The 25,658-nt window shown below is 55.8% G+C and carries 17 protein-coding genes and 2 pseudogenes; 8 read left to right on the top strand and 11 right to left on the bottom strand.

The genetic code is table 11. From position 1 onward, the window contains the following. Nucleotides 1-107: 107 nt before the first annotated feature. Nucleotides 108-1,100, top strand: a complete 993-nt coding sequence (locus tag HBJ59_RS18210; RefSeq protein ID WP_167664333.1) for an HNH endonuclease — start codon at nt 108-110, stop codon at nt 1,098-1,100. Nucleotides 1,101-1,130: 30 nt separating this feature from the next. Here the strand turns inward: HBJ59_RS18210 and HBJ59_RS18215 are convergent. Further along, a pseudogene (locus HBJ59_RS18215) lies at nt 1,131-1,550 on the bottom strand (DDE-type integrase/transposase/recombinase); the annotation flags it as partial. A gap of 63 nt (nt 1,551-1,613) precedes the next feature. Here HBJ59_RS18215 and HBJ59_RS18220 point away from each other — a divergent pair. Continuing rightward, a pseudogene (locus HBJ59_RS18220) lies at nt 1,614-1,901 on the top strand (transposase); the annotation flags it as partial. A 267-nt stretch (nt 1,902-2,168) separates the two neighbouring features. Here the strand turns inward: HBJ59_RS18220 and HBJ59_RS18225 are convergent. Beyond that, a complete protein-coding gene (locus HBJ59_RS18225) occupies nt 2,169-3,038 on the bottom strand; it encodes a hypothetical protein (protein WP_167664334.1) in 870 nt (289 codons plus the stop codon). A gap of 415 nt (nt 3,039-3,453) precedes the next feature. Here HBJ59_RS18225 and HBJ59_RS18230 point away from each other — a divergent pair, with 415 nt between their 5' ends. The 4 genes from HBJ59_RS18230 to HBJ59_RS31620 all read left to right on the top strand — a co-directional run bounded on the left by HBJ59_RS18230 (nt 3,454) and on the right by HBJ59_RS31620 (nt 12,721). Further along, entirely contained in the window at nt 3,454-7,407 is a 3,954-nt protein-coding gene (locus HBJ59_RS18230; protein ID WP_167664335.1) for a hypothetical protein, read from the top strand. Between the two features lie 92 nt (nt 7,408-7,499). Continuing rightward, on the top strand, nt 7,500-9,542 hold the full coding sequence (locus HBJ59_RS18235) for an ATP-dependent endonuclease (protein WP_167664336.1): 2,043 nt from the start codon (nt 7,500-7,502) through the stop codon (nt 9,540-9,542). Nucleotides 9,543-9,544: 2 nt separating this feature from the next. After that, complete coding sequence (locus HBJ59_RS18240) at nt 9,545-11,572, top strand: UvrD-helicase domain-containing protein (protein ID WP_167664337.1); 2,028 nt, start codon at nt 9,545-9,547, stop codon at nt 11,570-11,572. A 93-nt stretch (nt 11,573-11,665) separates the two neighbouring features. Next, nucleotides 11,666-12,721: a hypothetical protein gene (locus tag HBJ59_RS31620; RefSeq protein ID WP_256670846.1), complete on the top strand. Its 1,056-nt coding sequence runs from the start codon at nt 11,666-11,668 to the stop codon at nt 12,719-12,721. 817 nt (nt 12,722-13,538) lie between these two features. Here the strand turns inward: HBJ59_RS31620 and HBJ59_RS18250 are convergent. From HBJ59_RS18250 to HBJ59_RS18265, 4 genes are all read right to left on the bottom strand, one after another. Continuing rightward, entirely contained in the window at nt 13,539-15,656 is a 2,118-nt protein-coding gene (locus HBJ59_RS18250) for a hypothetical protein (RefSeq protein ID WP_167664338.1), read from the bottom strand. After that, a complete protein-coding gene (locus tag HBJ59_RS18255; RefSeq protein ID WP_167664339.1) occupies nt 15,643-17,163 on the bottom strand; it encodes a site-specific recombinase in 1,521 nt (506 codons plus the stop codon). Before HBJ59_RS18255 ends, HBJ59_RS18250 begins: the two co-directional genes overlap by 14 nt. Nucleotides 17,164-17,174: 11 nt before the next feature. After that, a complete protein-coding gene (locus HBJ59_RS18260; RefSeq protein WP_167664340.1) occupies nt 17,175-18,428 on the bottom strand; it encodes a site-specific integrase in 1,254 nt (417 codons plus the stop codon). A 262-nt stretch (nt 18,429-18,690) separates the two neighbouring features. Then, the gene (locus HBJ59_RS18265; RefSeq protein ID WP_076013448.1) at nt 18,691-19,440 is read right to left on the bottom strand and encodes an SDR family NAD(P)-dependent oxidoreductase; all 750 of its coding nucleotides are present in this window, start codon (nt 19,438-19,440) and stop codon (nt 18,691-18,693) included. A gap of 98 nt (nt 19,441-19,538) precedes the next feature. Here HBJ59_RS18265 and HBJ59_RS18270 point away from each other — a divergent pair, with 98 nt between their 5' ends. Together HBJ59_RS18270 and HBJ59_RS18275 are read left to right on the top strand one after the other, a co-directional pair. Next, nucleotides 19,539-19,898, top strand: a complete 360-nt coding sequence (locus tag HBJ59_RS18270) for a helix-turn-helix domain-containing protein (protein WP_076013447.1) — start codon at nt 19,539-19,541, stop codon at nt 19,896-19,898. Nucleotides 19,899-20,096: 198 nt separating this feature from the next. Beyond that, a complete protein-coding gene (locus HBJ59_RS18275; RefSeq protein WP_167664341.1) occupies nt 20,097-21,302 on the top strand; it encodes a multidrug effflux MFS transporter in 1,206 nt (401 codons plus the stop codon). On the opposite strand, the gene HBJ59_RS18280 is transcribed toward HBJ59_RS18275, so the two are convergent. The 5 genes from HBJ59_RS18280 to HBJ59_RS18300 are packed head-to-tail and all read right to left on the bottom strand — an operon-like array spanning nt 21,287 to nt 25,591. Beyond that, on the bottom strand, nt 21,287-21,604 hold the full coding sequence (locus tag HBJ59_RS18280) for a DUF971 domain-containing protein (RefSeq protein ID WP_167664342.1): 318 nt from the start codon (nt 21,602-21,604) through the stop codon (nt 21,287-21,289). The two genes, HBJ59_RS18275 and HBJ59_RS18280, sit on opposite strands and share 16 nt — an antisense overlap. Next, on the bottom strand, nt 21,601-22,554 hold the full coding sequence (locus tag HBJ59_RS18285; protein WP_167664343.1) for a HEAT repeat domain-containing protein: 954 nt from the start codon (nt 22,552-22,554) through the stop codon (nt 21,601-21,603). The genes HBJ59_RS18280 and HBJ59_RS18285 overlap by 4 nt, the downstream gene beginning before the upstream one ends. After that, the gene (locus tag HBJ59_RS18290) at nt 22,551-23,390 is read right to left on the bottom strand and encodes an ABC transporter ATP-binding protein (RefSeq protein ID WP_167664344.1); all 840 of its coding nucleotides are present in this window, start codon (nt 23,388-23,390) and stop codon (nt 22,551-22,553) included. Before HBJ59_RS18290 ends, HBJ59_RS18285 begins: the two co-directional genes overlap by 4 nt. Further along, a complete protein-coding gene (locus HBJ59_RS18295) occupies nt 23,390-24,172 on the bottom strand; it encodes an ABC transporter permease (protein ID WP_167664345.1) in 783 nt (260 codons plus the stop codon). Before HBJ59_RS18295 ends, HBJ59_RS18290 begins: the two co-directional genes overlap by 1 nt. Before the next feature lie 12 nt (nt 24,173-24,184). Then, nucleotides 24,185-25,591: an ABC transporter substrate-binding protein gene (locus tag HBJ59_RS18300; RefSeq protein ID WP_167664346.1), complete on the bottom strand. Its 1,407-nt coding sequence runs from the start codon at nt 25,589-25,591 to the stop codon at nt 24,185-24,187. Nucleotides 25,592-25,658 lie beyond the last annotated feature (67 nt).

The raw sequence follows: 25,658 nt of genomic DNA on the forward strand, positions 1-25,658 counted from the left end.
TGACGCAATTGAACTGTCGGCGGCATTGTCTTTTCAGTTGAAAAATGACGGCGCTTGGTACAATTTCTAGTCGGGCTGCTTTTTAATCACTACAAATAGGACTTGTTATGCTAATGCCTCCCGAGGGATATGAACTTCTTCTCAAGTATGAATTAGATAAGAGGATAATGCTGGGGCAGCGCGGAGAGTGTAGGTATTGCAGAAAGAAAGTTGGCGAAGTGAGCTTTAGAAAAACCGCACACTCTTTGCCCGAGCTAATTGGCAATAAATTTTTGTTTTCTAATGATGAGTGCGATGAATGCAATAGTTATTTTGATAAAACCCTGGAAAATAATCTTGCAAATTTCCTGGGGATTGCTAGGACTACAACAAAGGTTCAGGGGAAGAAAGGGGTTCCGAAAGTAAAAACAGTAAGCAATGAACGTGTAGAGATGCATGGGAATGATATGATGATTATTGAGGCTTACGACTCAGATATGGTGAGGCTCAGCGAAGACAAGACGGATCTCCTCATAACCACCACGACAAATTCGTATATTCCACTGCAAGTGTACAAGTGCTTCATGAAAATGGCTCTAGCAATACTCCCCGCGTCGGAGATTAAGAGCTACAAGCAATGCTTTGAATGGGTTCGCCACAATAAAAGGCCGGCAAGATTTAATGTCGATTTATTTAAGGTCGTCAGGGCCTTTATTCCGGGGCCGATGCCCTACACCAATGCCTGGATCTCTCTCTTCAAAAGAAAAGGATCATCAAAAAAAGACCCACATCTTAGCTGCGCTGTCGGGTTCAATAATTTTGTTTTCTATTTCTCTGTTCCATTTTGCTCAAAAGACAAATTCCTTGACTATAAGAAAATGAATCAACTCTCTATACCGCATGCGTTTGGTTTGGCCAGGCAACGTGGACGATCAGTCGCCGAAGAGGTCGATCTTTCATCCTCCATTGCTATTAGGGTGAAGGATCAATCCTCTATGAGAAGCGATGGAGCTTGGATTGAGGTTAAAGCAGAGGATTTGCCGGACAGTTTAAAAGAACGAATAAAAGAACTAAAATTTATTTTTCCGGGTGAAGATAACAGCCCTTCAGATCCAAGATAAATGCTTTCTAGTCAGTGCCGAATGTAGTGGTCAACTCATCCCGGACACGGTTTTGAGTTTTTCTTCAGCTTTCGCCGGAGCCAGTCCATCGTTGAACTGATGGGATCGGATCCAGTTGTAGTGGCCCATCAGGTACTGGCTAATGTCTCGTTGAGCTTGCTGCCCGGTCAGGTAGCCCGTGGTCGGTATCTTCTCTGATATCAAGCTGCGAAATACTCGCTCCATCGGCGCACTATCCCAGCAGTTGCCTCGGCGGCTCATGCTCTGACGCATGCGGTAGCGCCACAGTCTCTGGCGGAACTGACGACTGCCATATTGCGATCCCTGGTCGGAGTGAAACAGTAGCCCTTGAGGCTTTCCGCGTTGTTCGTAAGCCACGTCCAGCTCTTTAACCACCAGGTCTGCGTTCGGCTTTTCTGATAACGCCCAGCCCACCACTCCGCGTGCATAGTGAATCGCCCCGGGTTTCGTTGACACCTCTTTGCCTTAAACTGAGGCCGTTTAGGAGGTGCCATGAGCAACCCGCGTTACCCCGAGGAATTCAAAATCCAAACGGTCAATCAAGTGACCGGAAGAAGCTGCCTGTCGCTGATGTAGTGGCTCGTCTCGGCGTGTCGACGCATAGCCTCTATGCCTGGATAAAGCGCTACATCAAACCTCACGAAGAACGGCAGCAGGACGATGATCAGTACGCTGAACTGCGTCGCCTGCGAGTGGAACTCAAACGCGTCACTGAAGAGCGAGACATCTTAAATAGACCGCAGCGTACTTTGCCAAGGAGTGCGGCTGAAGTACGCCTTTGCTGCGCTCCCGAGTTCTTTCTGAAGCCGTCGCTATGATGCGAGTTGATGCAAAAGTGGAAAAAAAATTTTACTTCTGCCCCAAGGCCGAGGACTTCGGAAAACCATCGAGGACTTTGCCGATCTAGTCTAACTGGATATCAGGGTGGCCGTGTTCGACCCGGTGCTTTTCGTCTTTCTGAGTCGTCACCGCAACCACCCAATTTCGCGAGATCACGTGAAGCCCATTGCTAACCGCAAAGGCACTTGGGGAGAGCATGATGGCCAGCTAAATTTCAGGTTCATACTTGAAGCCTACGGCTTCCCAATCCCGCCAGTCAGGATTCGCGCCGTCAACCCATCGAACGTCTATGGCGGTCGGGTTGCTCAATGCTCCACTCCCTCCCTGATACCAGGCTCCGGTTACTTTCCCATTTGCTTCGACGGCCAAGGGCATAAAGTTTGAATGAAATGAAGGAGGGCGCGATTGTTTCCATCTAGGAACCAACAGATTTCTGACCCGCTCGTGCTCTTGGCGTTGGAGTTCATGGAGCACAGGGACCAGCTCGCTGAAGCCACATCGTACTGAGATCTCTGAGAACTTCTTGAAACCCACCGATTTCTGGGGCGCCTCCACATTGATGTCCAATGTTCTGCCGCTGCACAAGTAGAATTCAGCCTCGGAAAGGTTCAGGTGCGTCACGCTCACTTCAGGATCTTTTTCAACAACCGCGAGGATGTAGTATTGGGCGGGAAAGACTTTTTCGACCTTGTTCTTGTCTTTAGCCATATTCCATCTACACGTTTTATTGAGCCTCCAGTTTTCGCGATTGCTCGTACTTTTAATTTCAATCGTCACACCCCATGTCAGCTGCAAGTCAAAGACATCACCATGGGGTTGGTTGCTGTAAAAAGGTGCCAAGCTTTTAGCCAGCTGTCCTGGAAGCGGAACTTGGTGCGTCAAGTCCAGCACCCGGCCCAACACTATGTCGTCGACGTGATCTATCAGGTGTCGAGCCAGAATGAATTCGATCATGACACCGCGAATGACGGGAGTCGTGATGTTCGAAAATGCCCAATCCCAAAACTCCCCGACATCATAAGCGAGACGTTGATTGTCAAAAGAAAATTTCAGGTCTCTCGTTACTTTGGGGGACATGGTACACCGGTATTTGGAAGGGGCCGCATTGTAGCCATGGGTACTTGGCCAATCCAATCTGCGCGGAATTTTTAAACTGCTGGGAGTCGGCCAGCAATCTCCAGTGCGGTGTATTTCCGTGAATGCAATGTCGGAGCTGCAATTAAAGGACATTCGGGTGATCGGCCTGGAACACTTACTGTACCGGCTCCTGCCGCAGATCGAGAATGCAGCCCCCGCGCGGTAAGAGTAGTGGAGTCATCTGGGCATACCGTATGATGGCGACACCTTTGTCGCTCGGTGCCGCTTCGCAATGTCAATCGCTCCGCTTGATAGGCTCATATCTATATCATCAGGCCCTGACGAGTACAAAGACGCCCAGCGCCTAAGTGATCTGGCCGAGGCCCCCTATGTTGTTTTGTTGGGCGCGCCTGGCATGGGCAAGACTGTGGCGTTCGAGCATTTTGCGGAGCGAGCGGATGCGTCGTGCATTTCTGCCTTTTGGTTTCGCCGCAAAGATCTTTCCGATGTCACGACGGTGTTTATCGATGCTCTCGATGAAGTCCCCATGCAGAACGCCATTGAGATTGCAAAGTGCTTAGAAGAGCTACCGTCGATGCGATGGCGAGTGAGTTGTCGAGCGGAGGACTGGAACGAGGGTGGAAAGCTCAGCAAAGCGTTCGGTCAGGGGCTGGCAGCCCTTGACGAGGCCCCCGTCGTGGCTCAGTTGCAACCTCTCAGTGAGGAGGAAGCAGTCGCAGTGCTCACAGCGTTTGGCTGCTCAGAGCCCATCACGCTCCTCTCTACGCTGCAGACGCTGCGATCGACGCCCTTCGTGCTATCCCCGCTGGGGCTGAAGTTTCTCATGAGCGTAAAGCCCGAACGGTTGCCGTCGCTCACCCGTTTCGAACTGTACGAGTCCGGTGCACGCCATTTCGCTACCGAGCACAACCCCTCCAAGTCAGAAGACCGGCAACACGGCGAACCTGCGCCCGACGTCGTCCTAGACCATGCCGGGCGCGTCTTTCTGACTCTGCTCCTGACCGGAAAGCATGGCTTGCAGCGATCTGCTCCTGTCGCAGATACCATGCTGTCGGTGCATGACGCGGGGCTTGACCCGATCGCTCGCGAGACCGTCCTGGACACAGCGCTGTTCATGAAGAAGGGCGAAGACTTCCTGCCCTTTCATCGCAGCATCCAAGAGTTTCTGGCCGCCCGCTACCTGGCTCGCTTGGTGACAGGCGCCCTCGGGATCGCAAGACTACATATCGAACGCGCGGTTGCACTGTTGGTGTCGGTCGATGGGCTACCATCCGAAGGTCTGAAGGCGCTGTATGCCTGGTTCACCTGTCATCTGGTCAACGAGGGCGCACTACACCACGCCCAACGGCTGGTCCAGCGCGACCCGGAAACGCTGTTACTGCATGGCGATGCGGCCACACTTCCCGTTGCGTCCCGCGTCACCGTGCTGCAGGAGGTTGGGGCACGCGATCCGTTTTTTCGCTGGACTCCGGAGCAGTGGGGCCCAGCGCGGATCTGTTCCGTGGGACTTGTTACCCCGGACCTTGCGCCGCTGGTGATTGAGCTGCTGCAAACAGAGGCGTCCACGCACCGACTCAGCATGTTGCTGGAGGCGTTGTCGACCGGGCCGGCGCTGGCCTCCACCGCTGACGCCTGCTGGAGCGTCGCGTTACGCCAGAGTGACGTGCAATGGTGCCGAGAGCAGGCTATTGATGCTTGGCTACATAATGCTGTGACCTCAGCGGATGACATTTGGGGGCGGATCGACGAGCTCTGTTCCTCCGGGGAGACGTCGCGTGGTTACTTGCGCAGCATTGCACAACTTTTTTGCGCGATCCCTGCGCAACAGTTGGTGGTCGGCGACGTGGAGCGGGTTCTGGCTAGCCTGCAAAGAGCCAACAATGCACTTCTTCCGCGAGCTGCGCCGGAAGATGGACGCATGGAGAGCATCTACGCGATCAGGGATATCGCCTGTCATGTGGCAGCAGATTTGTGGCGCCCCCTGATTTTGGATACACCGAAGCGCTGGCGGCTACAGGCCGGTATGGGTGCCTTGGAGCACAAATTCGCCTCGGTGCTGTGCATCGCGGCCTTGTCGCACGATGGCGTTACCGCGAAAGAATTCGCGCATATGATGGTCGCTACCGGTGTGATCACTGGGGCCGAGTCAACCTTCAAGAAGGCTGCCGGAGAATGGTTGATCGCTCGATCCGCCTCCGAGGAGGTATTGCACGCGTTGCTTTTGATTGCGGACCAGGAGGTAGCCGATAGTGGGTCGCTTGCCCTCGGACTGCGAGCGCTTGGCTTGAAGCCTAGCGAGACGCTGGTGCGCCTGATGCTGAACTCCGACCCACTGATATCCAGCGTCGGTTCAGCATACGTCGGCAGACAGGTGGGTAACTGGGCACTGGAACGAGGAGAGCCCGTACCGGCCTGGCTGATTCCGGTACTCCACGAGAGCCCGGGTGCTGCCGCTGACGCCGCCCTGCAATACGTACGGCTACACGTTGAAGAAGAATCGGAGCGACAAGCGCACCAACGGGATAGCATCGAGCAGTGGCTAGTCCGTCAAATAGCCGAATGGCAGTTGCAGTTACCCTCCGTGGTCGCAGGTAAGGTCGACGGGGCCTTGTACTGGGGGGCAGAAGTCTATTGCGGTAGTCGCCCGATCACGGGTCGTCACGGAAGCGGGATAGAGGCGCTGCAGGAAGTGTTCGGTGAACCGCTGGCTCAGTCAATCCTTGAGGGGCTCGCCCGTGTGTGGTCGAAGGGCGAGTATGAAGATGAACGCGGGGCTAGCGGAGCCATCACAGCCGCGTCTGCTTCCATTCACCTGGCGGACGGACAGGATTTCTCCGCGGAATCTGCGGGACGAATTCTCAAGGTCCTTTTCGCCACAGTGACGATGCGAGATGCCTATCTCAAGGAACGCTTAGAGAGCTGCTGCATTGATCAACTCATTCGATCGTTCATAGACGATCCTGCTTACTTTTGTCAGCTCGCCCATAAGCGGGACGCCAATTGGAACGCGCTTTTGTACAAGCTGCGAGAGCATCCAGCGCGGTCCGCGTTACATGCATGGGCCGTCCAGGTAGCATTGGAGCAGCCTGATACGCTGAGTGGAAGTCTTCTAGACAGCGTGCTTCGGCTGGCTGAAACGAATGCTGAAGCGCCAGAACTGACGCCGCTATTGACTGATGTGCTGTCCCATTGGTCGAACAAGGGCGACGGTACTGATGCTTTGGTCACGGGTAGCGATCTGCGCTGCGCTGACCGCCTGCGCTGGGCATACTTTGCCGTCTGCCTGCAGTCGGATGTGTTCAGCAATGACTTCGTACATGCCCTTGACGAGGCAGAGGACGCTGTCATTCACCGGGTGATCTTCGACGGATACCCCAACTGTAGCTATTGGCAGACGCCGACGTCCACGCTGGCCGTCAGCCGCCTCCTGTTGCAGTTCCTGTTCCAGCGCACTCCATTGATGCAGGGGCACTTTGAGCGCGTTTGGCCGGACACAGTGAAAGTATTGAAAGCCGTTTCGTTGTCGGATGAACCAGGCGTCGAGACGATCCTTTTGGAATTGCTCACGGACTCTGAGGGTACACGCTGGGTTGATACCATCAGGCACGAGCTCGAGCTTTACAGGCGAGATGTCCGATCGCAAACACAGAAGCTACTCTCCTCGACAGATCTGGCAAAGGTGCTGAGCGGCAGAGGCCCTATCAATGCGCAGGACCTGAAGGCCTTGGTGCTGTTGAGCCTTGAGGAAGTCGCTGCCGAGTTGCAGCCTTCTCCACATAACCTGTGGAGGCTTTTTTGGGACAACAACAAGCCCAAGGTCGAGAACGATTGCCGAGACGTGCTGGCCGGCAAGCTCAGAGACAAACTTGGCTTTTTCGGTAGCTTCGAGGTGTCCCCTGAAGCGGCGTCATCCGGCGGAACGCGGGCGGACCTGCTTGTTACCCATGGCCCATTTACCGTGCCGGTCGAAGCGAAACGGACAAGTCATACACATCTCTGGTATGGGCATATCGGTCAGCTTCAGACCTATACATTGGCGAACAGTACCGAAGGTCAAGGCATTTACGTGATCTTCTGGTTCGGTAATGCGCTTGGTGTGACGCGCCCTCCAGCAGGCATAAAACCCGAAAAACCTGAAGCGTTGAAGGCGGCACTGGAAAATCTGCTGCCAGCCGAGCTAGCTGCTACAACATCAGTGGTGGTATTGGATGTCTCCAATGCCGCGCAGGCAGCGAAAGTGCGAAAGGACATCGAGTTCAACAAGGCGAAAGCAGCCAAGCCACTCCCCCCAAAAAAATCGAAAGCTGTGGCAGAACTACCCCAAGGAAGTGAAGGCAAAGGCACATAAGAGGTACCCACCATGCTGAGGTCACTCGCTAAAGCCCGCGTGCTACTGCAGGCGCGTATCGTGCCAAAACCTTTTGCGACAGGAAAACACGGATGTATTTGTCAGCGCTCACGATTCAGAATTTCCGGCAGTTTGGAGCTGGAGGGCAGGGGTTGGTAATTCGCTTCAACAATGGCGTCACAGCGCTGGTAGGCGAGAACGATGCGGGCAAGTCGTCCGTAATTGACGCATTGCGGTTGGTGCTGCAGACCCGGGATGGGGAGTACGTACGCTTGCAGCCTGACGACTTCCATTTCCCTGAGAATGGTCAACAAGCCCATCAGATCAAGATCGTAGCAAAGTTCTCCGCCCTCTCGACTGCCGAGCAAGGCGCGTTATCGGAGTACGTCACGTTTAACAAGCAAGAAGCTGCGGTGTATGTGCACTGGACTGCACGCCGACTGAATGACGATCAGTTGGCTCGTCGCTGGGTTGATATCGCGGTCCGTAGCGGCCATAGCGGAGGAGGGCCAAGCTTGGACGTCAATGTGCGTCAGTTGCTAGCCGCCGCGTACCTGCGACCGCTGCGCGATGCTGAGCGCGAGATGTCGCCTGGCCGTGGGTCTCGACTGTCCCAGGTTCTGAAAAACTTTCCTCACATCAAGCACGGTGCTGATTTTAACGCTGACCAACCTCTTGCAGACCTCGATCCTGCCAGCCTGAGCCTTGCGGGTTTGGCGGAGTATCTGCGTCACCTGGTCAACCTGCACGGGGGCGTGAAGAAGGCCCAGGACACGATCAACGATAACTACCTCTCCCACCTAGGGTTGGAGGGCGATGATCTGCACAGCCACATCAACTTTGTAGAGGGCGGGTCGGAGTCATCGCGCTTGCGCCAGATCCTTGAGCGCCTGGAACTAGGGCTACTAGATCAGCAATCTGGTGATACGAAGGGTTCCTACGGACTCGGTTCCAACAACCTGCTGTTCATGGCCTGCGAGCTGCTACTTCTGGGTAGAGAGCCTGACGGGCTGCCTTTGCTGCTGATTGAGGAGCCGGAGGCGCACCTGCATCCTCAGCGGCAACTGCGGTTGATGGAATTTTTGGAAGCAGCGGCCAAACCAATGGCATGCAAGCTGGAAGAGTCCAACCTGGAAGAGATCAATCAGCAGCGCCCCGTGCAGATCATCCTGACCACTCACAGCCCCAATCTGAGTTCCAAGATCGCATTGAATAACCTCGTGCTCATGCATCGGCACAAGGCCTACTCGCTCGCGGAGAAGCAAACTAACCTTGATGCCACCGACTACCGGTTTCTGGCGCGGTTCCTGGACGTCACCAAAGCCAACCTGTTCTTTGCACGAGGTGTGCTCATCGTTGAGGGGGATGGGGAGGCTATCCTGCTGCCGGCACTGGCGAAGATCATGGGCCGGGATTTCACCCGGCACGGGGTTTCCGTGGTGAATGTGGGCGGCACCGGGCTCGGTCGATACTCCCGCATACTGCAACGGGCGATACCGGAGGAGGGTACGCTCAATATCCCTGTCGCCAGAGTCGCAGACATGGATGTGATGCCTGACTGCGCGCCGGCAATCCTGGGACTGGTGGACGATGACAACGATCCCAGGTGGAACGGGAAGCACCGTCGGTGGAAAGCCATGAGGCATTTCGGGGATGATGAGAAAACCCGTGATGAAGCCCTAGCGGCTCGTCGCACAAACCTCAAAAGCGACGATGCCCAGAACGTTCAAACCTTCATCGCGAATCACTGGACGCTCGAATACGACCTGGCATACGCGGGCCTGGCGAAGGAGCTTTTAGTAGCCGCCAGGCTCGCGGCAAATGATGACGCGCTGAACATGGAGCGGAAAAAAGTTAAGAAGGTCGTCGAGGCGGCAGAAGCAGAGTTTGAGCAGCTTCGCCAGTCAACGGACACCCATGCCCATCTCTGCTCACACATTTACAGCCTGTTCACGTCTAGGACTGCATCCAAAGCCATCACTGCACAATACCTGGTCGACTTGTTGGAGGATTGCCTGCAGCGCCAGGTGCTCAGCCGCGAGCAGATTATGGGTTGGCTGCCAGGGTATCTAACCGAGGCGATTACCTACGTGACAACGCGTCTCGAGTTAACTCAAGAACCGTCCGGAGATTGATCATGACCGCGTTTAGAGATTTAGTGTCCGAGATTACGGAGGATGACGTTGCCTGGGTCGTTGAACTCATGAAGCTCAAGGAGCTCGATGCGCCTCGAATTGAGTTCCTACGATCGCGTGAGACGCTGGATGTCTCCGCATGTCCTGGGAGTGGCAAAACGACGATGGTCGTCGCGAAGCTTGCTATTCTCGCGCGCAAGTGGACGAGCCGTACCCGCGGTATCTGCGTCTTATCCCATACGAATGTTGCGCGTCACGAGATCGAGCACCGGCTCGGGAACACCGAAATGGGACAGCGGCTGCTCAGCTACCCACACTACATAGATACGATCCACGGCTTTGTCAGCCGATTTCTCGCCACGCCATGGCTGCTATCTGCCGGGTTTCGGTTCACAGCCATCGATGATGAGCTGACGCATCGCATGCGCTTCAATTGCATGACGCTCGCTGATAGAAAAAAAGTCCGTGGATATTTCGAGCGTAGCAATTTCAAAGCTGAGAGTCTCAGGCTGACCAGCACCGACTTCACCGACCCGCTCACAGGCAATAACTTTCCCTGTGGTCCGGATGCTGACAGCTACAAAATCATGGCAGCCGCGATGGGTGAGGCCGCCAAGCGTGGTTACTTTTGCTATGACGAGATCTTCGTTCTGGGCAAGGCACAACTAACCGAACGACCGGGCGTTGGCGCATCCCTTCGGCACCGTTTCCCCTGTGTACTTGTTGATGAAATGCAGGACACGTCTGAACTTCAGAACGAATACCTCAGTACCATTTTTCCACGGGAAGATGGGGATCTCTGCGTGACACGAGTGGGCGATCCTAACCAGGCAATTTTCGACTCTGAAGCAAGCTCCCAAGGCAACGATTTCCCAGATGTCGTACAATCGCTGGACATTGCCAGCAGTTTTCGATTCGACGAATCAATCGCGCTGCTCGCTAACCCTTTTGCGTTTCATCCCGTCGCGCAGCGCCTTAGAGGGCTTCGCGCGAAGGGGAATGAGCAACGGCTACCTCATACCATTTTCGTTTTCCCGGATGGAGATTGCGGCGAGGTGCTCGATGCTTATGGTCGCCACGTACTGCAGCACCTTCCTATAGAGCTGCTTCAGAAAGCGACCATCACTGCTCTAGGCTTTACGCACAAGGGCATAGACCCGGAAGACCAGGACGAGCATTACCCCAAAACAGTGGCACATTACTGGGGGAAGTACGACCGCAACGCCGGCGGCTCAGGTTACAAGCCACCCACACTGGTGGAGCGACTACGTTTAGCCAGGCATCACCTTACTAACGGGGAAACGGCGCATCAGGCGGTGGAGGAGATGGCTCGTGCGTTGATCCACCTGGCGAACCTGTCTGATCCTCGTATGAGGATCAAGCCTGGAGCGCGGCAGCACGTCCAGGTACAACAGCTATTGATCAAGCCTGATGATCTGCAACAGTACCAACACCTGGTAGTCGAGGTTTTGTTTAGCTCCGAAACGATCAGCCAGCGTCGCTGGAAGGTACTGGGACATCGCTTCTCATCACTTGCGAAGGTACTCGCGGCTACCAACGAGCTATCGGAGGCTGGAAAGGACTATCTGGGTTGGGTAGAAGACGCTCAGGAGACTATCCAAGAGGAAACCGTCGCGCCGTCAATAAATACGTATCGATGCGTGCACGAGCAAAGAACGGTCGACATCAAGCTTGGCTCCGTTCATTCGGCTAAGGGCCAAACACATACCGCGACACTGGTTCTGGAAACGTATAACTATGGCCATGTACTCAACAGCCTGATGCCCTGGATGCTGGGGCAACAGTGTCATGGCGGCAATTCTGTGAAGATTCGCCAGAGGAGGCGCCTTCTGGCGATGTATGTCGCCATGACCAGGCCAACACACCTGCTGTGTTTGGCGATTAGCAGGCGATCACTGGGAGAAGGTGAAGCGTTTGAGCAGAGTCGCCAGATGTTGATCGATCAAGGCTGGAACGTTCATCAGATAGTACCCAGAAACACCGTCGATAGTGTTGATCCAACTCCGTGAAAACTTGCGCTTTTGTTAGCCTCCGATAAGGTGGAAGTTATTCGTCTTGAATTTTTGGCACTCATCTCCTGTGCAACCTCAGAGACAATGAGAATGAATGCAAGCCCCTGTCTGCCACCCTATGCGGGCAAGACAACCGTTTATATAGATCAAAACGTACTGACCATGGCTGTCAAAGGCCACGACCCTGCATTCTTTACATCGTTACTTGACCGATTTCAGGTCATCTACTCGGACGAGACGCTGCGTGAGATCAAGCGCAGCGGCCAGCCTGATAAATTCCTGGCAGCCCTCGACTTCCTGAACGCAATGCACTTCAGGTATCAGGTCAACGATAGCTTCGAGCCTACCGGGGAAATGATCCTCCATGAGGTTCCTCCCGTCCAAGCCTATGACAATTATCTCCAGGCGGAGCCGGTCTACGACATCATGTTGGCGGCAGCTCATCAAACCACACTCAAGCTCTACGGGGGCCGCAGCGACTCGACTTTCACCGAAATAGCCTCTGAACAGATCGACGCGTTCGATGGCCTAATCAAAAGTCTGTCTGCCCCTCTTGCCCAACTCGACCATACCCACCCTCATCTGCGCGCGCCCATTGAGCAATACCTCAAAATCCTAAAGTCCCAGTACGAACAAGTTTCTGTGATGGCCGCCGCCGAGATGAGGAAACACATCAGCGATGAGAGAGATCAATCGGGAGTGAAAAATTACCGGGCCTCGGTTGGATTGGGTCCGAAGGAACTCAACAACATAAAGCCTCCTCGCGTCATTGAGAAAATATGGCAGGCCTATCAGGACCTTGATGGCTACCGCGGTCGGGGGTACTCGATCGAAAACTTCCTCGGCATCGCCGCCACGCCTCTGTACAGCCGAGACATGCACGTGCATGAAAAAGTTACGGCCATTTACAACTTGCTGAACGTCATTGGCTACAAGACCGACAGCAAGCTCAAGCGTGGATCCAGATATGTTGCCGCCATCAGCGATGCTGCTCATGCGGCAATCGGATCCCACGCTCACATCCTGCTCAGCGCAGACGAAGTTTTTGTGGACAAGGTCCGGACGATTTACGAGTTTCTTAGGGTGACCACCGAGGTGGGGCTTGTGTCTTTGGTCGACGGTAGAGTCCTAATAAAAAGCGAGTAGTAGGCCATCGAATACACGCCAGCGATAAGGCCCAGTCAACAGGCATTAACCAGTAAAGCGCCAATACATCTTGGGGGACAAACGGTCGGCTGAATGCTCTTCCTTCAAACTTACGCCTGTTGATCACGCCAGTACGCAGCCCGCAGAACAGACACACAAAGGCAAAAGCCCGGTCACTAACCGGGCTTTGCAGATCCCTCAAGGGGAGATAAAACTCAAGTGCCTCAGGGGCTAACGGCCAAACTCTACGAGCGGTTGGCGCACATGTCAACGCTTCGCGTCTGATACGAAGTAGTCAGGAGACATTTACCGTAATGTGTAGTCGTCAGAGCTGACGCAGCCCTGTCTAGCGCTCTAAGCAGACTACCATGCCGTAATTTGTAGTCGTTATGAAGACTATTGAGTCTGATTTATCGGGTGTTTCTCAAAGGTGCCATTACTGACTCTACGTCCAAACCGCTCATAAGGCAGTTGTGTGCTATTACTGACAGAGCCTCGAAAAGGTTGTCTCGCTGTCTTGCCAACGCTGCGTTTTCCGCTTGAAGACTTGCAATACGCTCTTCGAGACTCCTGCGCCGGCGGGCACCATCCGGATCCCTCCCGCTTTCCCTCATTTGAACAATACGGGCGGCCTCAATTCTGTCTCCACGGTCACCTCCTAGCGTGGCTCGGCTTGTCAGGCCCAGCCGGCGCTGCACCTCCGGTCGGGAAATGGGAGCGAACTCCACTCCTGAGCTAATCATCTGGGCGAGGAGAGCGTCTATTGCTTCGTCAAGAGTGCCGCCCCTCAATGTCTGTCGTCGTGCCATAGTTGCCCCTAGTCATCTGATACCGAACTGTGTCGTTTGTCCGAGTCCATAACCGTGATTGGACGCCCGTTTGGAAACACGCGTTGCACACCTCCATTGGTATCACGTGCAAGGACAGATTTTAAATTGTTGAGCTTGTTTTCCTGGTCTGCTAGCCATATATCGCTGCCTGCCTCTCCGGTGCCTGCGTCGCGCATGATGGATATTGCCTTCGTCAGATTCTTGGCTTGTTTTTCAAGGTTGACCCGTTCCGATGGAGTGCCCATCAGATGTAGATGCGAGCAGCCATTCCAGCACTGAAGATGCTTAGGGCAGGGGGCCTGGGAGAAATCGTGGATACAACCTCCGAAAGGGGTCACATGCAGCGCCGTGGCGTGTACGGTGAGGAATGCTTCCGCAGTTGTTGTGCCTTTATCTGATAGCAAAGCATGGTAACTGTCGGTCAAAGCGCCATGAATACGCTTATCTCTTATGCCTGTATGGAGAAATTCGATGCGTTCGTGATAGCTATTGAACGCCAGGAACTCATGATGGGCAGCGATGTTTTCTTCAATGCTCGTGTTTTGGTAATAAACATTCTGGTCGAGGCGTTTTCGACCCAGAGCCAACGCTTGCTGAACATCGCTCATACCGGTCAAGTGGTAAATTGTGTTCCGCCAGTGTCTAGGTTGGTGGCTTGTTAGCCTAATCGGAGTTCCATCGGATTCGGTTAATGAACGACGCGAAAAAATGGACGTATATTTTTCATCGTCACCTAATGCGTGATTGATATCCCCGAGGGTGACCCGACGCGGGACAGCACGAAACACATTTGCCTCACGTCCACCGAAACGAAATTGGCCGTCGAAAGCGATGGCAAGCGTTTCGCTGGTTCTAAGTACGATACGAACCCGTCCCCCAACATTTTCTGTCAATGCCGCGTGCCCACGGAGCCTCGGGACGATCAGTCGCTCAATCTCCCCGGCGACGTAGCGTCGCCTTAACGACCTTCCTTGCTTTTCATCCGGTTCATCGTCAAATGGATGGACACCGTTGCGTGTGAGGAAAAGGTATAGATTTCTGCTTGCGCTTCTTGCTTCGCTAAAACCTAGCCAGTCCAAGACCTTTGCATCGGAGATCACTGACTGAGGGGGGTAGCTCCAAATACGTCCTGGGTGGAGTTCTTGCCAGGCGGCAATTTCTCGTTGTTCATTGGTTAGCGTTTTTAATCGCTCTACTGCGCGCCTGGCTAGAGGAATGTCGCTTTCAGCCAGCCAATGAACACGGGACTGAAATTGCTTTTCCGCGAAGTACCTAATCCCGCATTCGACCAGAGGCTTGCCATGCGCATCGACAACTACTTCTCCTGTCGTCCCTTTGATCGGCCTTTCGACCCAACAATCATAGGGTATTACGGCTACTTCGTTACCTCGTTGCCCAGTCGCTATCAATAAGTCGATCACTCGCAGCAAAATTTCTTCGCCGTCACTAAGTGGGTTGTTCGAACATAGTGCATATGCCTCCATCGCCTCACGAGAAGGTAATCTATCATCAGATTTACGCTGTTTTACCGCACGATCAGGGTCGTGCAATGAAATGTAATCGTGTCGGCGTTTTTCTGGTTTTGCATCATGCTTAAAGTGGATGGCGAACTCGGTTAATTGGAGATTATCAATCGTATTCGCTATTACTTGGAGGTGAGAGATCGCGTCGTAGATATTCTTGTAGCCGCTCTCACGGAGAAAGCCTACGACGCGGTCGAAATCGCCTCGCGTCAGGAGTGTGGGGTCGGATACGCCGCGCTCAAACAGGGTGTTGTACAGCCGTCGAACAGCAATATTGTATGCAGCCACCATCGAAAACTTCAGGCTTCTGGTGCGTTGTAAATACACAATTAGAGCCTTGCTAAAGTCTTGGAAAGCAAAGGGGAGTGGGCCCTTCGGCGGTGCAGGATAACCTGTCTTTTCCAGGGCTTGTCGGTGCGTCTCAAACGTAAGTGCATGTTTGTTAACATCCCTTTGCGGCAACCAATTTCCGATACCCCAGAATGATTCCGCCCATGGTGTTGAAATCGGTAATGACCGAAAAATCGCTTGCTCCTGTGCAATAAAGCTTTCGAGGCTCAGCCTTGCCCTAGACAGCGTCATCTTCGGCACCCTCCGTGTGCTGCCGGCAGCGTTCGATCGTAGCGCTTACTGCCAGGATGGTTGTCTGATGCTGGGCGAGGGGCCGGTTGTGACTCAGATCACCGGCTTGTTCTGCCATATCAATGAACCGTTGGGCCTCCCGCTGGAGCGCATCCTTTACCTGCTCGTGGCGGCCGTCAGCAAAGGGGTGGAACTTCTTGCAGGTGTAGCACGCGTATATAGGGTTGTAGGGACAGTGGGTATGAACGGGCAGGGCGCAGGCACCAATATCGCCTATGTATTGCGTATCAATGACACCGCGGACGGCTGCTTCAGGAGCCGCATCGCGGCGTTGGACGATTTTCCCAGTTAATAAGCTGCGCATGATGCGTTGATAGGCCGGGCTCTTACCCAGTGCTTTCTCTTTGATCCGGGCAATATTAGGGGTGGCCGTTACGTAAGCACGCGCTGCAACCGTGCTGTTGTGACCGAGCAGTTCGGCAATCATGTCTGCTGGAGTACCCTGATCCGCCAAGCCTTGCCCAAGGTGATGGCGCAACAACATGGATACCTGATTCGGCCTATCTATCCCAGCTTCACGCAGCTCGTATTTGAGGCCTGTACCGATTTCAATAACCGAGAGACGCCTTCCACAAGGATTGACAAATAATGGTTCACAGTCGCTACCAAAACGGCGTTGAATTTCTAAAACGTGGCGTGAGATTTTCTCACCCAGGCGGGTGGTTATCTTGCGGGGGCGCCGCTCAGGTCTGCGCTGGCCGACTTTTTTGGCCATGGGTAACCACAGGGTATAGTACTTCTCGTGATCTGCGCTCTCAATAAACTCAAAGTCAGCAATGTCAAGTGAATGAAATTGAATCGACCGAGGTGCGAGCTCGAAACCCAAGTGAAGCACTATATTAAGCTGAACATCCTCCCAAGAGTCAGATTTAGGTTCTCGTTCAATGCGTTTGAGCAATCGAACTTCCTCGTCAAGTTCTAACCCAGACTGCGAGAGAAAAATTCGAGCATAGGGGTCAACCCGATCTGATTTTACCTCCTTGATTTTTAAATATGTGATTGGATCGAATCCATTAATTCCTCTATCCATTGCCCAGCGATAAAATCTGCGAAGCCCAATTAGGTTGTGCCTAACTTGTTTAAAGTCTTCTAATTTGGCAATAAAGTTTTGCTGACCCCAAGGAAAGTGTTGGGCGAGGTTGGTGCTTGATAAGTAGACAAGAAACCTAGCAAACATGAATGCTGTTTGGGGAGCATACTTCTCTAACGAATAAACCATAAAGCCTTTGGCTATTTCAGTAAGCTCTGGAGCTAAGGCTAGCTCGACCCAATCAATTTTCAGCGCGACTCCACCGTCGTACCATGTCCACACCTTTAGCCGGGTATCGACGTAGCGTGGTTGGTCATTAGTGCGAGTTCGAATCGCAACGTGAGCGGGCCCCCTGAACACGTAAGCTGGCAAAGAGGAGGGCGGTGACGCGTGTTCTTGATCGGCTGATTTGGTCACGGCGAACCTCCTTAACTGTCAAGTCGGCTCCAGGCTGCCGAGGTGCGCTGGGCATTGTGGAGGTTGGCCGACTCGGCTAGATAACGACCTGCGTAACGGCGTGGCATAGTCGAGGTTTCAGACCAACCGCAGACTCGCCGTAGTTCGTCCGTGGCCCGCTCGAGGTCATGCCCACGCTTTTCGACCAGGTAAGCCAAAAAGTGGTCTGCAAAGGTGTGGCGAAAGTCATGCGCAGAAAGTGTAGGCAACAATCCTGGATGAGCCAGCTCAATGGTCAGAAACAGCCGATCAAGAACGTTAGACAACGCGCGGATCGACAGCGGGCGGCCACGATCCGAGATGAACAAATAGCGATACAGCAATTTCATCGGTTTACCGTCACGCAGAGGGCGCCGGTCGCGCTGGATATAGCGCTCGTAGACCTCATACAACTGTGCGGAGATGCCTACGGTCCGCCCATGTGTTTTGAGCGCAGGCTCTTCAACGCGCGGGTCGCGGGGATCATGTTCGCGATCATTGATGCTGACATAGGCGTGCTGAGAACCTTTATTGATATCCGTGGTGTAGAGTTTCAGAAGCTCTCCGCGACGGATGCCGGTCTCCAAGAGCAATTCAATCATTAGCCAGTTACGCAGTTGCAAACGTTCCGGGAACGGATTCGCCGCAGCGCCAGGGCGAATCAGTGTGCGAACGATCTGTAGTTGCGTATCTGTCAGGCTGCGGTAACGAGTGCGATCAGGACGAGCATTGATGATATAGCTCTCAAAGCGCCGCTCAATGACGTCGGCAACATCGGCAAATACCACGTTGATGTCAGCCTGTGTGGCTGAATTCTGACGGGCGCGCGGGATGTAACGGGTGACGCACCAAGACAGGTATTTCTTCAGCAGGCGCAGGTACTGGTCACGTGTTCGTGAACTGATCTGCTGAAAAAGTACAGTGCCAGCTTTGCCGATTCGGGCGATCAGATTATCGGCATGACGGCCACTTTGGAGCCAAATAGCGTAACCGTCCAGCAAAGCCAGAATCGCCTCAAAGTGGCAGGCCAAGATGGCCTCATCGATATCCAGATCTCGGCTTTTGGCATAGGCGTAGAAAGCCTGGATCGCGCGCAGGTGCGCCGCAGCCGTGTTGTAAGCCCGGTGCCTGAGTTTGAGTTGGACGTAGATGAACGGAATGAGTATGGGCAACGGCGTCGCATCACCAGCTTGTACAAGCAGCGGTAGTCGTTGACCTGAAGAGAACCTGCACTGGATCAGTTTCATCGACAGCTACCTCATTCAAGGACTCGCCATGAACACGAAACACATGGCCCGTTGAGAGAGTAGACGTCAAATACGAATTGGTCGAATCAGTGACTTACGTAGCTTATGAACATATCTGACATAGCACCTCGTTTAACATAATATACATTATGCGCAATCATATGATTCGCTATCAGGGGCAGTGCCAGTCAGATTTCAACCAGCGCACCACGCTCCTCATCGGCCAAACCCAACCCATCTCGATTTGGCCGATGACCCTGAATCACACCTGAGCGAAACCACCATCTACGAACATCTCGCTGCCTGTCATGAAGCTGCTTTCATCCGACGCCAGGAACAATGCCGCATTCGCCACTTCATCTGGCAAACCCATACGACCCAGCGGCACACGCGTCACCATCGAATCAACAATCGCATCCTTCTGGCCGGTACCCGAAAGCGCTCGGTCCAAACCCGGTGTCGTTGTCGGCCCAGGTGAAAGCACGTTGACGCGAATACCCGTGCCTTGCAAATCCAGCGCCCAGCTTCTGGCGAAGTTTCGCAGTGCACCTTTCGAGGCGCTGTACACGCTGAACGCTGCGGTGCCCATCGAGGCTGTCGTTGAACCGGTCAGCACGATCGAGCCACCGGCGCTCATCAGTGGCAACGCGTTTTGTACGGTGAACAGCGTGCCTTTCACGTTCACGCCAAATGTGCGATCAAATGATTCCTCGGTGATCGATCCGATGGGTTCCAGATCTCCCAAGCCAGCATTGGCGAACAACACATCAATCTGGCCTTTGTCTGCTTTGATCTGGGCGAATACCCGCTTCAGATCCTGCAGATTTGAAATGTCGCCCTGGATTGCAACGGCGTCATGCCCGATCAGGACCAACGCTTTGTCCAGTTCCTCCTGGCGACGTCCGACGATAACGACCTGTGCACCTTCGGCCGCAAAACGTATGGCACTGGCCAAGCCAATCCCGCTGTTGCCACCGGTGACGACTGCGATTTTTCCGTTGAGCCTGTTCATGAGTGTTTCCTGGAAATGTTGAGGCTCAAGCGTAGATCTGCGCTATTGTTTTGAATAGTATGCACCTTTTGGTAAGTACCCAGCCTGAGGGCACAAACATGTCGAATAGCACCTTTAATTGCGGGCTCGACGCCGCCCTGGCGGTGATTGGCGGGAAATGGAAACCGTTGGTCTTGTACCACCTGGCCCATGAAGTTCACCGTTATGGCGAACTGCGGCGTGCAGTTGGCGGCGTGACGGATAAGGTGCTGATCCAGCAGCTGAAGGAGCTGGAACGCGATGAAATCATTAATCGCATCGACTTCAAGGAAATCCCGCCGAAGGTCGAATATTCCCTGACCCCATTCGGCCATTCACTGGCCAAGGCCTTGGGGCCGCTTTGCCAATGGGGTACCGATCACATGCTCGCGGTTGAACGCATCAGCGAACGCCGAACAGGCGCCCTCGCCCAGCCTTAAACTCACGAAATACTTAACTCGACTAAATGGATATTTAGTTGAGTTAAATCAATAGATTACGAGTTTATCACGCGATCAGGGATCGTTTACGACACTCGGCCCCTCATGACTATGTACTGAGTCTGTAAGCACCGGCTTGTATGCACCGAGGGTGATCACTAAGCTGGCCGCTCTTTTTTACCGCCGTCCGGAATCACCATGTCTCGAAGTATCGCCCACCTCGCCCTGCTGCTGGGGTTGATCACCGCCGTCGGCCCGTTTGCCATCGACATCTACCTGCCGGCTTTGCCAACGCTGGGTGCCAGCCTGCATGCCTCGCCCGCTGCGGTGCAGATGAGCCTGACGGTGTTCTTTATGATCATCGGTGTATGCCAGCTGTTCTACGGCCCGATCAGCGATGTGTTCGGGCGCAAACCGCCGATCTACGCCGGCCTGGTGATCTTTATCGTGGGCAGCATTGGTTGCGCCCTCGCCCCCACCATCGAAGCGCTGATCGGCTTCCGGGCGTTGCAGGCCTTTGGCGCCTGCGCCGGGATGGTGATTCCCCGGGCAATTGTCCGTGACTTGTACACCGGCCATGAAGCTGCACGCTTAATGGCGTTGTTGATGCTGGTGGTGAGTATTTCGCCGATTCTCGCGCCACTGGCGGGCAGCCTGATCATTGCGGTATGGAGCTGGCGCGAAGTGTTTCTGGCGCTGGGTGTGGCCGCCGTGCTGTGCCTGATCATGACCGCCGTGCAACTGCCGGAAACCCACCCCGCCGAACGCCGCCTGGGCAAGACCCTGGGCAATGCGTTCGGCAGCTACGGCGCGTTGCTGCGCGATCCGGTGTTTACCGGGTTGTCGGTGGTGGGCGGTTTTGGCCTGGCGACGTTCTTCGTGTTCATCGGCAGCGCGCCGTTCGTTTACATCGAGTATTACGGGCTCACGCCAACGCAATTCAGCCTGTGCTTTGCCCTCAACGCAGCGTCGTTTTTTGCCCTTAGCCAACTGACGGCGCGCTTGAGTGCCCGCTTCGGTTTGGCCCCTCTGATTCGTTGGTCGGTGGCCGGCGTGGCGACCGTCATGACCTTGCTCGCCCTTACCACACTGTGGGGCAACAGCCTGCCGTTGATGATGGCGCTGCTGTTTGTCGGCTTTGGTTTCCTCGGCCTGCTATTGCCGGCGGCCGGGGTGTTGTCCCTGGAAGATCACGGCGCCGTCGCCGGTTCTGCATCGGCTTTGTTGGGCGCGATCCAGATGATCACCGCGGCCGTGTGCATGGCGGTAGTGGGTGTGTTCGCCGACCACACACCGGCGCCGATGTTGATCGGCATCGCACTCAGCGCTGTGGCGGCGATGCTCACCGTGTGGTGGACGCTGCACCGCCTGCCGGCGCACCTGCAGCCTCAGCCGCGTACCTGAGCAGTGGAAATTGGGGCCTCAGCCTGAAGCCCCATGCCCGCCAAATAGGCCCACGGGTAAATCCCCCGCTGATGCCCATCGCTGAAGATCAACTGCACGCCATACCCCTGGGGATGCACTTCCAGTACCCGAACACCGTCCGATACCAGCGGCAGCATGCCCCTCAACCGAAAGGCCCTGCACTGTGAACACGGGCATTCACGGCGCAGGCGGGTATGGTCGATCCATTGCACGCCTTCATGCCATTCCAGCCTCAAGCGTCCTTCATCATCGCGCCCAATGCTTTTCGGTGCGCTGTTCATTGCAGTTGCTCCAGGGCAATGCGGACCGCCTTGCGCACTTCCGGGTCGCCATCGTTGGCGGCATCACGCAACGGACCAAGGGCTTGGCGATCGCCCAATTCGCCCAGTGCCAGAGCGGCTTCCTTGCGCAGATTGCTGATGCTATGGCCCAAGGTCAGGACCAACCCGTGCAACGCTGGGGCATAGCGCAGGCGACCCAGGCTGCGGGTTGCGCGCAGGCGGACTTGCCAGTAGTCATCGGCCAGCGCCTTGATCAAGGCGTCGCCTGCACTGGCACTACCGACTTTGCCCAGGGTAGTCGCCGCCTCCTCCCGCACTTGCCAAGTGACGTCCTGCAACGCTTCATACAGCGCGGGTAGCACCCGATCATCACTGGCAAGACCCAGGGCGCCGGTGGCGGCGCGCCGGACTTCGGTGTCCGGGTCGCTGCTGGCCAGTATCGCCAAGGCCTCCAGTGCCGGCAGGTGCTTTAGCCAGCCAAGCACGCCGACTGCTTCGCGGCGTACGCCCGCATCGGCATCGTTCAGCGCCAACAGTGCCGACGGCGCCGAATCTTCAAGGCGCAACTCGCGCAAGGCACGAAATATAGCCGTGCGCACACTGACGTCGGCGTGGGTGGTCCAGGGTAATAACAACCGGCCCGCCTGTGTTGTCTTGAGCACGCTCAAGCTCTGGGCGGCTGCGTCACGCACCGATACCTCGGTGTCGGTCAGCGCCTGGCACAGCGCCTCGACCACTTCGTCTTCCTCCCAGGCTTCCAGCAGGCTGGCGGCCTGGGCGCGCACGTCGGTGGCCGGGTCGTGGCGCAGGCTGTCTACCAGCCACACCAGGCCGTCTGGGTCTTCCAGGTCTGCCAAATCAATCAGGGCGATCCGGCGCATGCCGGCATCCGGCGCTTGCAGCCGGGGGCGCAGGGCTTCGATGTCGGGGTTTTCGGTTTCATAGGTCATATGGCAAATCGCGGTCTTGGGTGATCGTTGGGTAGCCCGAGCGGGTTCAGCCGTGGCAACTGGCGACCCTCTTCGTGGTGCAACAGCTCAAGGCAATGGCGCTTGAGGTGGGTAAATTCCGGCGAGGTCATCAGCTCGGTGCTGCGTGGCCTCGGGAAGGTCAGCAGGAAATCTTCGATGATGCGCCCGGGCCGTGGGCTCATGACCAGGATGCGGTCGGCCAGGAACAACGCTTCGTCGATGTCATGGGTGACAAACACCACGGTGGTGCGGATACGCGTCCAGATGTCCAGCAGCAAGGCCTGCATCTTCATGCGGGTCAAGGCGTCCAGCGCGCCGAAGGGTTCGTCCATCAACAGCAGGCCGGGACGGTTGATCAACACCCGGGCGATTTCCACCCGCTGCTGCATGCCGCCAGACAGCTGGTTGGGCCAGCGCTCGGCACAATCTTCCAAGCCCACCAGTTGAAGAATTTCATCGGCGGCAGCCAGGCGCTCGGCCTTGCCTACACCGCGCATCTTCAGGCCAAAGGCGACGTTTTCGCGCACCGAGCGCCAAGGGAACAGGGTGTGTTGCTGAAACACCATACCCCGCTGCTGGGACGGCCCGACAACCGGCTCGCCGTCCATTTCCAAGGTGCCCTGGCTCGGCGTGAGGTGCCCGGCCAACGCGCCGAGCAAGGTCGACTTGCCACACCCGGACGGCCCGAGGATGCACACAAACTGGCCCGGCTCGATCCTGCAATCCAACGCTTTCACCGCCTCGAATGCCTGCTGCTTTTCGCCCAATACAATGGACAAGCCGCGAATCTCGACACGCCCTTCAAGTTGACTCATCAGGCTTTACCTCGTGGTCGATGCCAGGGCGTGAACAGTGCACCGAGGCGCTTGACCAACAGGCTGCTGCCCATGCCCAGCACCCCGATCAACAGCATGCCGACGACAATGTCGGCATAGTTCTGGATGGTGTAGGACTCCCAGGTGTAATAGCCGATGCCGTATTGGCCGGAGATCATTTCCGCCGTCACCAGGCAGAACCACGAAGTACCCATGCCGATGGCCAGGCCGGTGATGATGCTCGGCGCGGCGCCTGGCAGGATCACTTCCAGCAGGATCGCCCGGCGCCCTGCCCCCAGGCTGCGCGCCGACGCGATCAGCCGTGGGTCGACGCCCTCCACGCCATGCACGGTGTTGAGCAGCACCGGAAACAGCGCGCCGGTGAAGGTAATGAAGATCATCGACAGCTCCGACGACGGGAACATCAGGATCGCCAGCGGAATCCAGGCCACCGCCGGGATCGGCCGTATCACCTCCAATGGCGGCAACAGCAGGTCTTCCGCCCACTTCCAGCGGCCAATCGCGATGCCCAGGCCGATGCCCACCACTGCTGCCGCCAGGTAGCCTTCAAACACCCGGGTCAAACTCGCACCCAGGTGCCTGGCGAGCTTGCCCGAGTCCGCCAGCCCAAGGGCGGCCTGCACCACGGAGCCCGGCGTGGGCACATTGGCGAAGGTCACCAGCCACAGGTTCCAGTGCTGGCTGGCCGCCAACTGCCAGAACAGCAGGCACAACAGCAATGAAGCGGCCTTGGGCAGCCAGCGCCATGGGGTGCTTGTCATGAACACGCTCCCTCAGCGACCGGCAACGGCCTGCACGCCGGCGTCGGTAAAGTTGAACACCTTGCCGCCCTGAGCCTGGGCGAACTGCTGCGCCTGGCCCTTGAGCAGGAACGCGCTGAGTTGGCCTTGCTGATTGCTCGCAAACCACGCCTGGCTGGCCAACAACTTGATGCCGCTGTCCTGGGCCTGGGCATAGACCGCGCGCACCGCCTTGCCTTGTTTGTTCAGGCTGTCCAGGGCGGTGAACGCCGCCTCGGCCGAGGCGTAATCGCGCACCTTGGGCTCACCCTCGACCCAGATTTGCGCGACATGCTTCCAGTCGGTGATCGGTTTGCCGGTCAGGGCATCATTGGCCTTCAGCGGGGATTGGGTGTAATTGCCCAATTGCGCCGCATAGTCCAGGCCAGATGCCTTGAACGCGGCACGGATGTACTGGTCGTCGATAAAGGTATTGAGGTCCAGACCGCGGTCGGCCTTTTTCAGCAATTTGAGGGTGTCGATCGCGGTGCCCACGGCCTGGCGGTATTCGGGTTTCCAGCTCAGGTCACGGGTTTGCACCCCCAGCGGGCCATGGAACAGGTAGTTCACCTCGGCTTCGACACCGGTGACTTTTTCGATCAGTTCGCTGTACTTCTCCGGTTCTGCGGCCAGCAACTGATTGGCCTCGATACTTGCGCGCAGGTAGGCGATGACCACTTCCGGGTACTGTTTGGCGTAACCCTCGTCCACCAGCGCGCCGTGAAACGTCGGGGTATTGGATTGCGAGCCGTCGTAGATCTTGCGGGCAAAACCCCGGTTGGGGAACAGTTCGCCAAACGGCACAAAGTCCGCATGGGCGTCGATCTTGTTGGCCTGCAACGCCGAACCCGCCACTTCGGGCGCCTGGGCAATGATGTTGACGTCCTTCAGCGGGTCCCAACCCTGGGCTGCAACGGCGCGCAGCAACATGCCGTGGGCCGTCGAGGCGAATGGTACGGAGATGGTCTTGCCTTTCAGGTCGGCCAGGGACTGGGCGCTGGAAGCAATCGGCACCACGATGCCATTGCCGCTGCCCTTGATATTGCCCGACAACACGCTGATAAACAGGCTGTGCTTGCCCGCCGCTTCGAACGCCACGCCATTGAAGGCGCCGGGGAAGTCGGCCATCGCGCCAAAGTCCAGTTTGCCGGCGACCATTTCATTAGTCAGCGGCGCGCCACTGGTGAAGTTTTTCCACTGCACGTCGTAGGTAGCGTCCTTGTACTTGCCGTCGTGTGGCAGGTACTTGTCCAACAGCCCCAGCTCGCGGATCAGCAAGCCGCCCGCCGCACAGTTGATGGTGGTGTCCTGGGTGCCGATGGCCACCCGGATCGTTTGGGCCTGAGCCGACAGGCTCAAGGAAGCCAGCACCAGGCCGGCCAAGGTTGCACGCAATAACATTTGGGTAGTTCCCCTCGAATCGTGATTGAAAGAGTCGTCTCCGCCACGGTCTGGCGTGGTGGGAAAC

This window comes from Pseudomonas sp. AN3A02, from assembly GCF_011765255.1.
Lineage (GTDB): Bacteria > Pseudomonadota > Gammaproteobacteria > Pseudomonadales > Pseudomonadaceae > Aquipseudomonas.

Coding starts and splice junctions, on each gene's coding strand:
- HBJ59_RS18225 (WP_167664334.1), bottom strand. CDS start 3,038: ATGTCCCCCAAAGTAACGAGAGACCTGAAATTTTCTTTTGACAATCAA.
- HBJ59_RS18290 (WP_167664344.1), bottom strand. CDS start 23,390: ATGAGTCAACTTGAAGGGCGTGTCGAGATTCGCGGCTTGTCCATTGTA.
- HBJ59_RS18265 (WP_076013448.1), bottom strand. CDS start 19,440: ATGAACAGGCTCAACGGAAAAATCGCAGTCGTCACCGGTGGCAACAGC.
- HBJ59_RS18260 (WP_167664340.1), bottom strand. CDS start 18,428: ATGAAACTGATCCAGTGCAGGTTCTCTTCAGGTCAACGACTACCGCTG.
- HBJ59_RS18210 (WP_167664333.1), top strand. CDS start 108: ATGCTAATGCCTCCCGAGGGATATGAACTTCTTCTCAAGTATGAATTA.
- HBJ59_RS18250 (WP_167664338.1), bottom strand. CDS start 15,656: ATGACGCTGTCTAGGGCAAGGCTGAGCCTCGAAAGCTTTATTGCACAG.
- HBJ59_RS18275 (WP_167664341.1), top strand. CDS start 20,097: ATGTCTCGAAGTATCGCCCACCTCGCCCTGCTGCTGGGGTTGATCACC.
- HBJ59_RS31620 (WP_256670846.1), top strand. CDS start 11,666: ATGAATGCAAGCCCCTGTCTGCCACCCTATGCGGGCAAGACAACCGTT.
- HBJ59_RS18295 (WP_167664345.1), bottom strand. CDS start 24,172: ATGACAAGCACCCCATGGCGCTGGCTGCCCAAGGCCGCTTCATTGCTG.
- HBJ59_RS18270 (WP_076013447.1), top strand. CDS start 19,539: ATGTCGAATAGCACCTTTAATTGCGGGCTCGACGCCGCCCTGGCGGTG.
- HBJ59_RS18230 (WP_167664335.1), top strand. CDS start 3,454: ATGGGCAAGACTGTGGCGTTCGAGCATTTTGCGGAGCGAGCGGATGCG.
- HBJ59_RS18280 (WP_167664342.1), bottom strand. CDS start 21,604: ATGAACAGCGCACCGAAAAGCATTGGGCGCGATGATGAAGGACGCTTG.
- HBJ59_RS18235 (WP_167664336.1), top strand. CDS start 7,500: ATGTATTTGTCAGCGCTCACGATTCAGAATTTCCGGCAGTTTGGAGCT.
- HBJ59_RS18285 (WP_167664343.1), bottom strand. CDS start 22,554: ATGACCTATGAAACCGAAAACCCCGACATCGAAGCCCTGCGCCCCCGG.
- HBJ59_RS18300 (WP_167664346.1), bottom strand. CDS start 25,591: ATGTTATTGCGTGCAACCTTGGCCGGCCTGGTGCTGGCTTCCTTGAGC.
- HBJ59_RS18240 (WP_167664337.1), top strand. CDS start 9,545: ATGACCGCGTTTAGAGATTTAGTGTCCGAGATTACGGAGGATGACGTT.